This window comes from Dokdonella sp., from assembly GCF_019634845.1.
Lineage (GTDB): Bacteria > Pseudomonadota > Gammaproteobacteria > Xanthomonadales > Rhodanobacteraceae > Dokdonella_A.
In genome coordinates this window covers 50,278-64,676 of sequence record NZ_JAHCAQ010000001.1, presented here as the reverse complement: position 1 = coordinate 64,676, position 14,399 = coordinate 50,278, and the positions used below count along the sequence as shown (strand labels likewise).

The window sequence follows — 14,399 nt, the reverse complement described above, 5'->3', positions numbered from 1 at the left end:
CTGCGCCGGCCGCGCCCGCCGGCCGCATGCTTGCGCATAACTACCTGTACCGCAACGAAAACGACGCCTCCGACGTGACCTTTGACACAGGCTTGCGGCGGCCGCGAGCGGGTAGCCTCGGCGATTGAGCGAACGGGCTGGGCAAACGCCTGGTCATGCGCCGCGATGCCGGCGGCGCGCACGGCTTCGCCTTCACTTCCCGACCTGGACCTCCCCATGAAAACACTGTTCCGCAAACACTTGCCGCTGGCGATCTGCGCCGCGATCTCGACCAGCGCCGTGGCCGCGTCGTTCGACGTCGGCGATCTCGACGCCAAGATCAGTCCCTGCGCCGACTTCAACGGCTTCGTCAACGCCAAGTGGGTCGCGGCGAATCCGATCCCGGCCGACAAGACGCGCTGGGGCGCGTTCGACGCACTGCGCGAACAGAGCCTCAAGGTCCAGCACGAGATCGTCGATGCCGCCGCGCGTGACGCCGATCAGGCCAAGGCCGGTTCGATCGAACAGAAGATCGGCTGGTTCTATCGCGCCGGCATGGACGAGGCCGCGATCGAGAAAGCCGGCCTGACGCCGCTCAAGCCCGAGCTCGAACGCATCGCCGCGCTCAAGACGCCGGCCGACATCGCCGGCTACATCACCGACGCGATGGTGCGCGGACAGGGCGACGTGTTCATGTTCGGTGCCGGCCCCGACTTCAAGAACTCCAAGATCCAGATCGCGTTCGCGATGCAAGGCGGCCTCGCCCTGCCGACCGCCGAGTATTACAGCAAGCCCGAATACAAGGACATCCGCCAGGCCTACAAGGACCACGTGGCGAAGATGCTCGAACTGGCCGGCAGCAACAAGGCCGATGCCAAGCGCGATGCCGATCGCGTGCTGGCCTTCGAAACACGGCTGGCCTCCGCGTCGCTGACGCCGGTCGAGTGGCGCAAGCCCGAGAACCAGTACCACTTCGTGACCGTCGCCGCGGCCGACGCGGCCTCGCCCAACTTCTCGTGGAGCAAGTTCCTCGCCGCGCAGAAGGCTGACATCAAGGGCGGTTTCTCGTTGTCGCAGCCCAAGTTCTTCGCCGAACTGGACAAGATGCTGGTCGACGTGCCGGTCGACCACTGGCAGGCCTACCTGCGTGCGCACGCCATCGACGGCGCCGCCCCCTACCTGTCGCGTCCCTTCGTCGAGGAGTCGTTCGCGTTCTACAAGAAGACGCTCGGCGGCCAGAAGGAACAGGAGGCGCGCTGGAAGCGCGTGCTCGGCGCCACCAATGCCGGCATGGGCATGGCACTGGGCGAGCTGTACGTGGCCAAGGCCTTCCCGCCGGCCGCCAAGGAGCGCGCGCAGGAACTGGTGACCCATGTGGTGGCCGCGCTCAAGACGCGCATCGAGCATCTGGACTGGATGAGCGATGCGACCAAGACCAAGGCACTGGAAAAGTGGGCGACCTTCCTGCCCAAGATCGGCTACCCCGACAAGTGGCGCGACTGGACGGGCCTGACCGTCAAGCCCGATGACTACTACGGCAATGTCATGGCGGCCGCACGGTTCAACAATGCCTGGGACATCGCCAAGATCGGCCAGCCGACCGACCGCCTCGAATGGGGCATGACGCCGCAGACGGTCAATGCCTACTACAACCCCAGCGACAACACGATCAACTTCCCGGCCGCGATCCTGCAGCCGCCGTTCTTCGACTTCAAGGCCGACGATGCGCTCAACTACGGCGGCATCGGCGCCGTGATCGGCCACGAGGCCACCCACGGCTTCGACGACGAGGGCAGCCAGTTCGACGCGCAGGGCAACAACGTCAACTGGTGGACGCAGGACGATCGCAACAAGTTCGATGCGCGCACCGACAAGCTCGTCAAGCAGTTCGACGCCTATGAACCGCTGCCGGGCAAGCATGTCAACGGCCAGCTCACGCTGGGCGAGAACATCGCCGATCTCGGTGGCATCAACGTGGCCTGGGATGCGTTCCAGAAGGTGCTCAAGGCGCATCCGGCCGAGAACCACAAGATCGACGGCTACACGCCCGACCAGCGCTTCTTCCTCAACTGGGCCCGCGTGTGGCGCGGCGCGATCCGCCCCGAGCATCTGCAAGTGCTGCTCAATGCCGATCCGCATGCACCGGCGCAGTACCGCGCGATCGCGGCCCCGTCGAACATGCCGCAGTTCGCGCAGGCGTTCGCCTGCAAGGCCGGCGACGCGATGGTGCGCAGCGGCGAGCAGCAGGTGAAGATCTGGTGATGCCGGCGCGGCGCCCGCATCGCCGAAACGGCGCGGGCGCTCACGGTTCAAGGTTCCGTCATTCGATGCACGAGGTTACCGCCATGCCCCGCACCACGCCCCGCCTTCTGGTGTCCGCCCTTGCCCTGGCCGTGAGCATCCAGCTCGCGGCGGCGCCGGTGTTCGACATCGGCGATCTCGACAAGTCGGTGTCGCCCTGCACCGACTTCAACGCCTATGCCAATGGCAAGTGGATCGCGGCCAACCCGATCCCGGCCGACAAGACGCGCTGGGGTGCCTTCGACGAATTGCGCGAAAAGAGCCTTGCCGCCCAGCACACCCTCGTCGAACGCGCCGACAAGTCCGCCGACACGGCGACGGCCGGTTCGATCGAGCAGAAGATCGGCTGGCTGTACCGCTCGGGCATGGACGAGACCGCCATCGACAAGGCCGGCTACGCACCGATCAAGCACGATCTGGCCGAGATCGCCCGCCTGCATGACGCGCGTCAGATCGCGGCCTGGCTCGGACAGGCCTTTGCGCGTGGCGACGGCATCGGCTTCCGCTTCGGCCCCGGTGCCGACTTCAAGGACGCGCGACGCCAGATCGCCTTCGCGCACCAGGGCGGTCTGGGCCTGCCCACGCCTGACTACTACAGCCAGGATGAGCACAAGGACATCCGCGCCGCCTACGTCACCTATCTGACCCGGCTGTTCGAGCTCACCGGCGTCAAGGCCAAGCTCGCCGCGCGCAAGGCACAGGACGTGCTGGCCTTCGAGACGCGGCTGGCCAAGGCCTCGCTGTCGCGCGTGGAGCTGCGCGATCCGGCCAACCAGTACCACTTCATGACGCTTGCCGAGGCCGACAAGGTCACGCCGCATTTGGACTGGGCCGCGTTCTTCAAGGCCCTCCGCGTCGCGCCGGGTGACGGCTTCTCGCTGTCGCAGCCGAAGTTTTTCGCCGAGTTCGACGCCATGCTGGCCAGTGTGCCGGCCGCGCAGTGGCGCGACTATCTTGCCGCCCACGCGATCGACGAGGCCGCGCCGTTCCTATCGCAGCCGTTCCAGCAGGCCAGCTTCGAGTTCCACGAGCACACGCTCAACGGCCAGCCCGAGCAGCGCGCACGCTGGAAGCGCGTGCTCGACGCGGTGAACTTCAGCATGGGCATGGCGCTGGGCGAGCTCTACGTGAAGGACTACTTCCCGCCCGCCGCCAAGGCGCGTGCGCAGCAGCTCGTCGACAACGTCAACAACGCGATGAAGGCGCGGCTGGAGAAGCTCGACTGGATGAGCCAGGCCACGCGCGAAAAGGCGCTCGCCAAGTGGTCCACCTTCCTGCCCAAGATCGGCTATCCCGACAAGTGGCGGCAGTGGGACGGCCTCGCGATCGTGCCCAACGACTATTTCGCCAACCTGCGTGCGGCGGCGGCATTCAACTACCGCTACCAGCTCGACAAGATCGGCAAGCCGACCGACCGCTACGAGTGGTTCATGACGCCGCAGACGGTCAATGCCTACTACAGCGCAGCCACCAACACGATCAACTTCCCGGCCGCGATCCTGCAGCCGCCGTTCTTCTACGCCGACGGCGATGACGCGATCAACTACGGCGGCATCGGTGCCGTGATCGGCCACGAATCCGGTCACGGCTTCGACGACAAGGGCAGCCAGTTCGATGGCGCCGGCAACAACGAGAACTGGTGGACCAAGGAAGATCGCGACCGCTTCAACGAGCGCACCGCCAAGCTCGTCGCGCAATTCGACGCCTACGTGCCGCTGGCCGACCACCCTGACCAGCACGTCAACGGCAAGCTGACGTTGGGCGAGAACATCGGCGACCTCGGCGGGCTGGCGTTCGCCTACGATGCCCTGCAGGCAGCCGACGGCAACAAGCCCGACCCGATGATCGACGGGCTCACGCGCGACCAGCGCTTCTTCCTCAACTGGGCCCGCGTCTGGCGCGGCAACATCCGCGACAAGGCCCAGCTCGTGCTGCTCAACACCGACCCGCACGCGCCGGCCCGGTTCCGGGCGGTCGGCGCGCCGTCGAACATGCCTGCCTTCGCCAAGGCCTTCGACTGCAAGGCTGGCGACGCGATGGTGCGCAGCGGCGATCAGCAGGTGAAGATCTGGTGACGTGATCGGCCCGGCGCCACGCCAGCGGCGCCGGATCGGCGGGGACGCATCGGCGTCCCCTGCCCGCTTCAGAACGACCAGGTCACCGCGGCGACGAAGCGGCTGTCGGCCTGGTCCATGCTGCCCATCGATTCCTCGAACGCGTCGTTGAAGCCGAAGGTCTTGTAGTAGCCGGCTTCCACGTTGAAGCGGTCGCTGAGCTTGTAGTAGGCGCCGAGGTAGCCGTACTGGTAGCTGTCGCCGGCAAGGCGGTCGAGGTCGTACCAACCGGCGGTGGCCTTGATGCCCCACGGCGTGTCACCGATCGGCCAGTCGGCATTGAACTCGTAGTCGATCGCGCTGGCGCCCATGCGGTAGAGGTCGTCCGAGTAGGCGATCGCGAACTCGTAGTAGTCGGCGAAGCCGAGCTTCAACGCCAGCTCGTTGTAGTTGATGTTGTAGCCGGCGTTGGCGCCCGGATAGATCGCGCGCAGCAGCGACACGTCGAAGCTGGCGTGTTCGCCGAGGTCCGTCTTCCAGCCCACCACGAAGTCGAATTCGGAATGGATGCCGTCGCCCGGCACGCCGAAATCCATGCGGCCGGCCCACAGCTGCCCGTAAAAGCCGCTGCGATGGTTGAGGTCGAGCTCGGCCTGGATGCCGATGCCATGGTCGGTCTGCGATACGCCACGCCAGATGTAGTCGCTGCCGAGCGTGACATAGCCTTCGGTGGTCCAGCTCGCCTCGTCGGCGGCGGCCTCGTCGGCCGCGAGCGCGGGAGCGGCAGCCACGAGCAGCGCGAGCAGCGCGCAGGAATGGATGGTCTTCACGGATGATTCCCCAGTCGAGCCGATGCCGGCTGCGCGCATTGTAGGGGCAGCCACCGCCGGATTGGGTGGGCCGATGGTCGAACGGGGATTGCTCCGGCGGCGCATTGGCCCGATGCTACGGCCCTGCCTGCACGCCAGCCGCCGCCGGCACGCTCCCGCCAACGCATCCTGGGGAAAACCGATGACGCTTCGCCTTGGCCCTGCCAGCCTGCTCCTGCCGCTCGTGCTCGCCGCCTGCGGCGGCACCGCCACCGACGGCACCGCGCCCGCTTCGACCGCGGCCGACACGTCGGCGGCGAGCCAGCCTGCCGCACCGGCCGCCGACAACAGGCTCAACGTCTACAACTGGTCCGACTACATCGCCGAATCGACGATTCCCGACTTCGAGCGCGACACCGGCATCAAGGTCACCTACGACGTCTACAGCGAGAACGAGGTGCTCGACGCCAAGCTCAAGGTCGGCAACTCCGGCTACGACGTGGTGTTCCCGACCGCGCGCCCGTTCGCGCAGCGCCAACTCGCGGCCGGGCTGTACGCGCCGCTCGACAAGGCCAAGCTCGGCAACTGGGACAAGCTCGATCCGGCGATCCTGGCGAGCCTCGCCACGATCGACCCCGGCAACGCCCACCTCGTGCCCTACATGTGGCACACCACCGGCATCGGCTACAACCCGGCCAAGCTCAAGGCCGCGCTCGGCGCCGACTTCGTGCTCGATTCGTGGGCGCAACTGTTCAACCCCAAGGTCGCCGAAAAACTCAAGTCGTGCGGCATCGCCATGCTCGACGACGACCAGGAAGGCTTCGCCGCGGCGCTGTTCGCGCTCGGCAAGGATCCCAACTCGACCAACCCGGCCGACCTCGAGGCGGCGGCCAACCTGTTCGCGGGCATCCGCCCGTACGTGCGCTACTTCAACAACAGCCAGTACATCAACGACCTCGCCAATGGTGACGTGTGCATCGCGCACGGCTACTCGGGCGACGTGGTGCAGGCGCGCGACCGCGCGGCGGAAGCGGGCAACGGCATCGAGGTCGCCTATGTGGTGCCCAGCGAAGGCAGCCTGCGCCAGCTCGACGTGATCGCGATTCCGGCTGACGCGACCCACAAGGACAACGCTCACCGCTTCATCAACTACCTGCTCGAACCCAAGGTGTCGGCCGCGATCACCGATTTCGTGAACTACGCGAGTCCCAACCTCGAGGCCAAGGCGCTCGTCGAGCCCGCGATCGCGAGCGACCCGGCGGTGTTCCCGAGCGCGGCGACGATGGCCAAGCTGGTTGACCCGGCGACGCTCCCCGACGAGGCGCAGCGCGAGCGCGTGCGCACCTGGACGCGCATCAAGTCCGGGCGCTGACGCGCGCCGCCCCGCCCACGCAGCCGAGCCCGGAGATCCGACGATGGCGCAACCCGGTCGCCGCCAGGCCCCGATCGAACCATGGCAGCAACCCGGTGCGCAGCCGTTCCTGCGCATCTGCAACGTCACCAAGACCTTTGGCCAGACCTACGCGGTCGATGACGTCAGCGCCGAGGTCTACCAGGGCGAGTTCTTCTCGCTGCTCGGCGGCTCGGGCTGCGGCAAGAGCACGCTGCTGCGCATCCTCGCCGGGCTCGAAACGCCCGATCGCGGGCGCATCGTGCTCGGCGGCGAGGACATCACCGACCTGCCGCCCTACGAGCGCCCGGTCAACATGATGTTCCAGAGCTACGCCCTGTTCCCGCACCTCAACGTCGCCCAGAACGTCGCCTTCGGCCTGCACCAGGAACGCATGGCGCGCGGCGAGATCGCCGACCGCGTCGCCGCGATGCTCGATCTCGTGCAGCTCAAGGATTACGGCCGGCGCAAGCCCGACCAGTTGTCGGGCGGCCAGCGCCAGCGCGTGGCGCTCGCGCGCGCGCTGGCCAAGCAGCCCAAACTGCTGCTGCTCGACGAGCCGCTCGGCGCGCTCGATCGCAAGCTGCGCGAGCAAACCCAGTTCGAACTCGTCGGCATCCAGGAGCGCATCGGCATCACCTTCATCACGGTCACCCACGACCAGGAAGAAGCGATGACGATGTCGAGCCGCGTCGCGGTGATGGATGCCGGGCGCATCGTGCAGGTGGCCACGCCCGCGCAGCTGTACGAGTTCCCCGCCAACCGCTTCGTCGCCGGCTTCATCGGCGCCGTCAACCTGTTCGACGGGCGCGTCTCGCAGCAGCAGGGCGAGGACCTGGTGTTCCACTGCGAGGCGCTGGGTGGCGATTTCCTCATGTACCACGGCGATCCGCTGCCGATCGGCACGCCGGTGACGGTGGCGGTGCGGCCCGAGAAGGTCAGCGTGCATGACACGCGCCCGACCGACCGCCGCAACGCCGTGCACGGCAAGGTGGTCGAGATCGCCTACCTCGGCGACGTGTCGATCTACCACGTCGCCACCGACCACGGCCAGGTGGTACGCATCCAGATCACCCACGAGGCGCGCTATTCGCGCCCGCACTACAGTTGGGACGACGAGCTGTGGCTGTCGTGGGATCCCGACGATGGCGTGGTGCTCACCGCGTGAACGGCAGCGGCTTCAACTGGCTCGGCTTCTGGAACCTCGTGTTCAGCGCGCTGGTGCAGCGCATCGGCGTGCTCGGCCGCGAGCTGCGCCAGCGGCGCGGCCGCCTCGTGGTCGCGGGCATCCCGATGCTGTGGCTCGGCCTGTTCTTCCTGCTGCCTTTCCTCATCGTCGCCAGGATCAGCCTCACCACGATCGACCCGAACGCGCAGCCGCCGTACTCGAGCATCGTCACCTTCACCCAGGGCTGGCAGCTTGAGCTGCATTTCAACCTCGACAACTACCGGCGGCTGTGGCAGGACGGCCTGTACCTGAGCGCCTACCTCAACTCGCTCAAGACCGCGGCGATCTCGACGCTGCTGTGCCTCATGATCGGCTTTCCGATGGCGCTGGGCATCGCGCGCGCGAGCACGCGCTGGCGCCTGCCGCTGCTCACGATGGTCATCGTGCCGTTCTGGACCAGCTTCCTCATCCGCATCTACGCGTGGATCGGCCTGCTCAAGGACCAGGGGCCGCTCAACAACCTGCTGCTGTGGCTCGGCGTCATCGACGAGCCGCTGCACATCCTCTACACCAACACCGCGGTCTACATCGGCATCGTCTATTCCTACCTGCCGTTCATGGTGCTGCCGCTCACCGCGACGCTCCTCAAGCACGACCGCAGCCTGCTCGAAGCCGCCTTCGACCTCGGCTGCAAGCCGATGCGCGCGTTCTGGCGCGTCACCTTCCCGCTCGCGCTGCCGGGCGTGATCGCCGGCAGCCTGCTGGTGTTCATCCCCGCGGTCGGCGAGTTCGTGATCCCCGACCTGCTCGGCGGACCCGATTCGCTGATGATCGGCCGCGTGCTGTGGACCGAGTTCTTCCAGAGCCGCGACTGGCCGCTGGCCTCGGCGGTGGCGATGGCGATCCTGCTGCTCATCGTGATCCCGACACTGCTGTTCGAACACCTGCAGGCGCGGCGCGGCGCGCAGGAGGCGCGGCGATGAGGCAGCGCTCGACCTTCGTGTTCACGATGATGGCGTTCGGCTATGCCTTCCTGTACCTGCCGATCTTCTCGGTCGTCCTGTACTCGTTCAACGCCTCGCGCCTCGTGACGGTGTGGGGCGGCTTCTCGACGCGCTGGTACGGCGCGCTGTTCCACAACGAGACGATCCTCCAGGCGACCGGCCGCAGCCTGCTCGTCGCGGCAATGGCGGCCACCCTCGCGGTCGCGATCGGGACGCTGGCCGCGGTCGCGTTCACGCGCTTCCAGCGCCTGCGCGCGCGCCCGCTCCTGTCGCTGATGACCAGCGCGCCGCTGGTCATGCCCGAGGTCATGCTCGGCCTGTCGGCGCTGCTGCTCTTCGTCGGCCTGCAGCAATGGATCGGCTGGCCTGCCGGTCGCGGGCTCATGACGATCACGATCGCCCACACCACCTTCTGCTGCGCCTACGTCACCGTGATCGTGCAGTCGCGCCTCGCGCAGATGGACGAGAGCCTCGAGGAAGCCGCGCTCGACCTCGGCGCGCGGCCGTGGAAGGTGTTCTTCCTCGTCACGCTGCCGGTGATCTTTCCCGCGCTGGCCGCGGGCTGGCTGCTCGCCTTCACGCTGTCGCTCGACGACCTCGTGGTGGCGAGCTTCGTGTCGGGACCCAGCTCCACCACGCTGCCGATGCTGATCTACTCCAAGGTCAAGTTCGGCGTCACGCCCGAGATCAACGCGCTGGCCACGCTCATCGTGCTCGTCGTCACCAGCCTCATCGTCGCCGCGACGCTGGTGATGGGACGCCGCAACGCCAATCCGCTGCGCTGATACGCCTAGCACGTCCGAGTCCGCCACGGGCATTGGCGTTATGCTCGCGGCATCCCCTGTTCATGACGCACTGGAGCGCGCCATGCCGGTATCACGCTGGACCTTCGCCACGCTCGCCGCCTTGTCGCTGCATGCGCTGCCGCTCATGGCCGCGCTGCCGGCGTGGGACCAGGTCGAACTCGAGGCCCGCAGCAACCTCATCGTCAACGACAACGGCTGGAACGTGCCGCCGGGCACCTCGTTCAACAGCATCTCGGCCAACCTCAACGATGCGGGCCAGGTGACCTTCACCGCGGGCGTGGTGCCGATCGGCGGCGACCTCGCGCGCACCGGTGCGGGCATCTGGCTTGGCGGCCATGGCAGCGGCAGCTTCGTCTCGGTGCATGAATCGACGAGCGCCGATCCCGACGCGACGATGATCATTTCCGATCGCCCCGGCATCAACCTGCACGGCAAGCTCGCCTACTACACCAGCGACGACGGTGGCCCCTACGTGATGCGGCGCTACGACCCGCTCACGGGCCAGTCGACGACAGTGAGCCTGCTGCCGCTGACCCCGACGGCACTGGCCAACCCCAACATCGGCGCCGACCGCAGCATCGGCTTCCGCGGCTCGTTCGGCAGCGGCTATGGCATCGCACTGGCCGGCTTCAACCCGGGCGTACTGTATGCGGTCGACCGCAACGTCGATGCCGCAAGCCCCTACGCCTACCTCTACTCGCCGGCAACCAATGACGGCCAACGCATCGCGGTCAAGGTCAGCACCAGCGACTACAACCACAACGAAATCCGCCTGTTCCGTGCCCTCAACGACAGCCGCCTCGTGGTCGCCGACCAGGCCACCGATGCAGCCTCGCCGTTCAGCAAGTTCGACAACGGCCTCGCCCTCAACAACGCCGATGCGGTCGCCGCGGTGGTGACGCTGGCGGCCGGCAACGTGCGCGCCGTGTATCGCTTCACGCCGGGCGCCAGCGGCTATGCAGCCAGCGAGATCGCGCGCGTGGAGCCCACCGGCATGGTGCGCGCGATCGACGCATTCGCGCCCGCGATCAACGCGGCCGGACTGGTCGTGTTCCGTGGCGCGGACGCCAATGGCCAGGCCATCTTCGCCGGCGACGGCAATGGCCTCGTGCGCGTGGTCGGCAACGGCGATGCGGTCACCACCGACCTCGGCGCAGGCCAACTCGGCCAGCACGACGCCAGTCCGGTGTTCAGCGGTGCGCCGGCGCTCAACGACTTCGGCGACATCGCCTTCGTGGCCGGACTGCACCCCGCAGGCAACAACCAGGTCGAATGGGGCAGCGGCGTGTTCGTGGCCTACGCGCAGCGTCCGCCCGTGCTGGTCGACGACACGCTGCTGCGCGACGGCTTCGAGGACATGACGCCGCACCTGTATGCGCTCGACGATGGCAGCGGCAATACCAACCAAGGGCCGCCGTCGACGTTCGACCCCGACATGCTGTGGGGCAACTACTTCCCGGTCGCCAGCAGCGGTGCGCTCATCACGCGCCTGCAGGCGGCGTTCGGGCCGACCTTCCCCTCGCTCGCGCACGGCCCGGTGACGTTCTGGCTGCTCGAGGACACCGATGCCGATGGCGACCCGCGCAATGCGCACGTGCTGGCCAGCGTCCAGGCCGTGCCGACCGTGTCGGGCAACACCTTCCACGAGGTCGACATCGCGCCGACCTTCGTGCAGGGGGCGCTGTTCGTCGGCGTGAGCGCCAAGCTCATGGGCGGACAGGACAAACCCGCGCGTGCAGACACCGACAACGCCGGCACCCGGTCCTGGTTCTTCTACGCGCCCGACATCGCCAGCGTGATCGACGACCTTGCCGCGGCACCGTTCGGCGCGCCGAACGTGCCGCCGAACTCGCCGCTGGGCGGGGCGTACATGGTGCGCGCGGTCGGTATTCCGGGGCCGTGACCGTGCACGTCGGCGCCGCGGCCTGAATCGCGCGCGAATGCTGCCGCCGCTCGTCGCCACGCATTTTCTTCCCGTAAGCGTGGCGAGGGCGGATAATCGCGGCCCGCTACCGTCGCCTGTCACGCATGGCCTACATCCCCGGTCAACGCTGGATCTCCAATGCCGAGCCCGAACTCGGCCTCGGCACCGTGGTGCGACTCGATGGTCGCACCGTGCAGATTCTGTTCGCCACCGCCGGCGTGCTGCGTCGCTATGCCACCCATGCCGCGCCGCTCACGCGGGCGCAGTTCCGCGTCGGGCAGAAGATTTCGGGGCAGAAGCAGAGCTTTGCGGTCGAACGCATCAGCGAAGCCGGCGGACTCATCACCTATCACGGCGCCGAGCGCACGCTGGTCGAAGCCGAACTGGATGACACCCAGCCCATGTCGCGCGCCGATGAGCGCCTGCTGTCGGCGCGGGTCGATGCCCCGCACCGCTTCGAGTTCCGCCTCGCCGCGCTGCGGCGACGCGCGGCCGCGCTGCGCTCGCCGGCCTGGGGCCTGGCCAGTGCGCGCATCGATCTCATCGCCCACCAACTGCGCGTGGCCGGCATCGTCGCCGCCCGGCAACCGCCGCGCGCGCTGCTGGCCGACGAGGTCGGCCTGGGCAAGACCATCGAGGCCGGCATGGTGCTCGCCCGCCAACTGGCCAGCGGCCGCGCCGCGCGCGTGCTGGTGCTGGCGCCGGCCAGCCTCACTGCGCAGTGGCTGGTGGAACTGCTGCGCCGCTTCAACCTGCCATTCGCGCTGTTCGACGCCGAGCGCTGCGAGGCGATCGCGATCAGCGACCCTGCGCGCAATCCGTTCGAGGACGAGCAGTGCGTGATCGCCGACATCGGCTGGCTCGCCCACGACCCCGGTCGCGCCGCGCAGGTCGGCGCGGCAGGCTGGGACATCGTCGTCGTCGACGAGGCGCACCACCTGGAATGGTCGCCACAGCACCGTGGTCCGGCCTACGCGCTGGTCGAGCAACTGGCCGCACACGTGCCCGGCCTCATCCTGCTCACGGCGACGCCGCAGCAGCTCGGCCGCAGCGGCCATTTCGCCCGCCTGCGCCTGCTCGACCCGGCACGCTACACCGATCTCGATGCCTTCATCGCCGAGAGTGATGACTACACGCGGCTGTCGGCAGTGGCCGAGCGCCTGCTCGCGGCGCAGCCGCTCGACGCCGCCGATCATGCCTTCCTGGCCACGCGCTTTGCCAACGACGACGAGCTGGCTGACCTGCTCGCGCGCTACGACGCTGCGCGCGGCGAACTGGCAAGCACGCTCATCGACGCGCTGATCGACCGCCACGGCACCGGACGCGTCATGTTCCGCAACCGCCGCGCGCAGATCGGTGGCTTCCCGCGCCGTGTGGCCTGCCTCGATCTGCTCGACGGCGACAACCTCGACGAGGCGCAGCGCGAGCACCTGCTCGCCGAATTCCACGCCGATGCGCAGGAGCAGTCCGCGCCGGTGGAGCTCGACTACGCTGCCGATCCGCGCCTGCCGTGGCTGCTCGCGCTCATCGAGCGCCATGCCGGCGACAAGCTGCTGCTGATCTGCCGCACCCAGGCCAAGGTGCTGGCGCTGGAGGAAGCGCTGCGCACGCGCAGCGGTGCCAGGCTCGCGCGCTTCCACGAGGGCATGAGCATCATGCAGCGCGACCGCAACGCGGCGTTCTTCGCCGACCCCGCCGGTGCGCGCGTGCTGCTGTGCTCGGAAATCGGCTCCGAGGGGCGCAACTTCCAGTTCGCGCATCGGCTCGTGCTGTGGGATCTGCCGCACGATCCCGACCTGCTCGAACAACGCATTGGTCGCCTCGATCGCATCGGCCAACGCCACGACATCCAGATCCACGCCGCGGCGTTTGCCGGCACGGCCCAGCACGCGCTGCTGCGCTGGTACGTCGAGGGTCTCGATGCGCTGGCGACGAGTCCGGCCGACGGGCGCGAGATCCTGCGTCGCTTCGGCGCCATGCTGCACGAACTGGCCGAACAGCACGCCCGCGGCGGCGGCGATCCCGATGCCGAGCTCGACGCGCTCATTGGCGAAACCGCGGCCGCCCATCGTGAGCTGTCGGCGCTCGTGCAGCGCGGGCGCGACCGCCTGCTCGAACTGGCCAGTGAACGCGAGGCGCGCGATCAGGCGCTGGCCGACGCGCTGCGCGCACAGGATGCCGATGCCGACAACGATGCCTTCATCCTCGAGCTGTTCGAGGAGTTCGGCATCGACAGCGAAGAGACCGCGCCGCGCTGCGTCGTGCTCGATCCCGAATACCTCAGCACCGATGGCCTGGCCGGATTCAAGGATGGCCCGCAACAGGTCACGTTCGACCGCGCCGTCGCGCTGGCGCGCGAAGAATTGCCGCTGCTGCGGCTCGACCATCCACTCGTGCACGGTGCGCTCGACCTGCTGCTGGAAAGCGAGCAAGGCAATGCCGCGATCCTCGTCGATGCCGCACTGCCGCCACGCAGCGCGCTGCTCGAGTGCGTGTTCGTGCTCGAATGCGTGGCCGACCGCAGCCTCGAAGTGGGCCGCTTCCTGCCACCGCTGCCGATCCGCAGCGTGGTCGACACGCGCCTGACCCCACGCGCGGATTATGTGGCCGACCCGGCCAGTCTCGTGCGTGCGCGCGAGCAGGCACCCGATGCCGCGCGCTACCGGCCGCTGCTGGCCAAGCTCGTGCCGCCGATGCTCGGTGCCTGCGAGACCGAGGCACGACGCCTGGCCGCCAGCGAAATCGGCGCCGCGTTGACCGCGAGCGAGCGCGAGCTCGGCGCCCAGCGCGCGCGGCTGGCGGCGCTGGCCAAGGTCAACCCGGCGGTGCGCAGCGACGAGATCACCGCCGTCGAGGCCGAACTCGATGCACTGCGTGCGGCGCTGGCCGCGGCCGCGCCGCGGCTCGACGCCGTGCGCTTCGTCTGCAGCAGCGATCTCGCCGCGCGCTGATCGCGTCCACGCT

Annotated in this window: 9 protein-coding genes; 8 read left to right on the top strand and 1 reads right to left on the bottom strand. The window is 68.2% G+C overall.

The window, feature by feature from the left end:
- Positions 1–216: 216 nt before the first annotated feature.
- A complete protein-coding gene (locus KF903_RS00250; protein ID WP_291209637.1) occupies positions 217–2,241 on the top strand; it encodes a M13 family metallopeptidase in 2,025 nt (674 codons plus the stop codon).
- Between the two features lie 110 nt (positions 2,242–2,351).
- On the top strand, positions 2,352–4,355 hold the full coding sequence (locus KF903_RS00245; protein WP_291209636.1) for a M13 family metallopeptidase: 2,004 nt from the start codon (positions 2,352–2,354) through the stop codon (positions 4,353–4,355).
- Between the two features lie 68 nt (positions 4,356–4,423).
- Here KF903_RS00245 and KF903_RS00240 read toward each other — a convergent pair whose 3' ends face one another.
- Complete coding sequence (locus KF903_RS00240; RefSeq protein WP_291209635.1) at positions 4,424–5,164, bottom strand: TorF family putative porin; 741 nt, start codon at positions 5,162–5,164, stop codon at positions 4,424–4,426.
- A 181-nt stretch (positions 5,165–5,345) separates the two neighbouring features.
- Between KF903_RS00240 and KF903_RS00235 the strand changes: the two genes are divergently transcribed.
- The 6 genes from KF903_RS00235 to rapA all read left to right on the top strand — a co-directional run bounded on the left by KF903_RS00235 (position 5,346) and on the right by rapA (position 14,386).
- Complete coding sequence (locus KF903_RS00235) at positions 5,346–6,515, top strand: polyamine ABC transporter substrate-binding protein (RefSeq protein WP_291209634.1); 1,170 nt, start codon at positions 5,346–5,348, stop codon at positions 6,513–6,515.
- A 43-nt stretch (positions 6,516–6,558) separates the two neighbouring features.
- The gene (locus KF903_RS00230) at positions 6,559–7,701 is read left to right on the top strand and encodes an ABC transporter ATP-binding protein (RefSeq protein WP_291209633.1); all 1,143 of its coding nucleotides are present in this window, start codon (positions 6,559–6,561) and stop codon (positions 7,699–7,701) included.
- Complete coding sequence (locus KF903_RS00225) at positions 7,698–8,684, top strand: ABC transporter permease subunit (protein WP_345777723.1); 987 nt, start codon at positions 7,698–7,700, stop codon at positions 8,682–8,684. Before KF903_RS00230 ends, KF903_RS00225 begins: the two co-directional genes overlap by 4 nt.
- Positions 8,681–9,490 carry an ABC transporter permease subunit gene (locus KF903_RS00220; protein ID WP_291209631.1) on the top strand — a complete coding sequence of 270 codons (810 nt, stop codon included), beginning with the start codon at positions 8,681–8,683 and terminating at the stop codon, positions 9,488–9,490. The genes KF903_RS00225 and KF903_RS00220 overlap by 4 nt, the downstream gene beginning before the upstream one ends.
- Positions 9,491–9,572: 82 nt before the next feature.
- A complete protein-coding gene (locus KF903_RS00215; protein ID WP_291209630.1) occupies positions 9,573–11,414 on the top strand; it encodes a choice-of-anchor tandem repeat NxxGxxAF-containing protein in 1,842 nt (613 codons plus the stop codon).
- A gap of 125 nt (positions 11,415–11,539) precedes the next feature.
- Positions 11,540–14,386, top strand: coding sequence for an RNA polymerase-associated protein RapA (rapA, locus tag KF903_RS00210; protein WP_291209628.1), 2,847 nt, complete (start codon positions 11,540–11,542; stop codon positions 14,384–14,386).
- Positions 14,387–14,399: the final 13 nt, after the last annotated feature.

Bases quoted from the DNA above. Each gene is read 5' to 3' on its own strand.
- KF903_RS00250 (WP_291209637.1), top strand. From the start codon at position 217: ATGAAAACACTGTTCCGCAAACACTTGCCGCTGGCGATCTGCGCCGCG.
- KF903_RS00235 (WP_291209634.1), top strand. From the start codon at position 5,346: ATGACGCTTCGCCTTGGCCCTGCCAGCCTGCTCCTGCCGCTCGTGCTC.
- KF903_RS00230 (WP_291209633.1), top strand. From the start codon at position 6,559: ATGGCGCAACCCGGTCGCCGCCAGGCCCCGATCGAACCATGGCAGCAA.
- KF903_RS00220 (WP_291209631.1), top strand. From the start codon at position 8,681: ATGAGGCAGCGCTCGACCTTCGTGTTCACGATGATGGCGTTCGGCTAT.
- KF903_RS00215 (WP_291209630.1), top strand. From the start codon at position 9,573: ATGCCGGTATCACGCTGGACCTTCGCCACGCTCGCCGCCTTGTCGCTG.
- rapA (WP_291209628.1), top strand. From the start codon at position 11,540: ATGGCCTACATCCCCGGTCAACGCTGGATCTCCAATGCCGAGCCCGAA.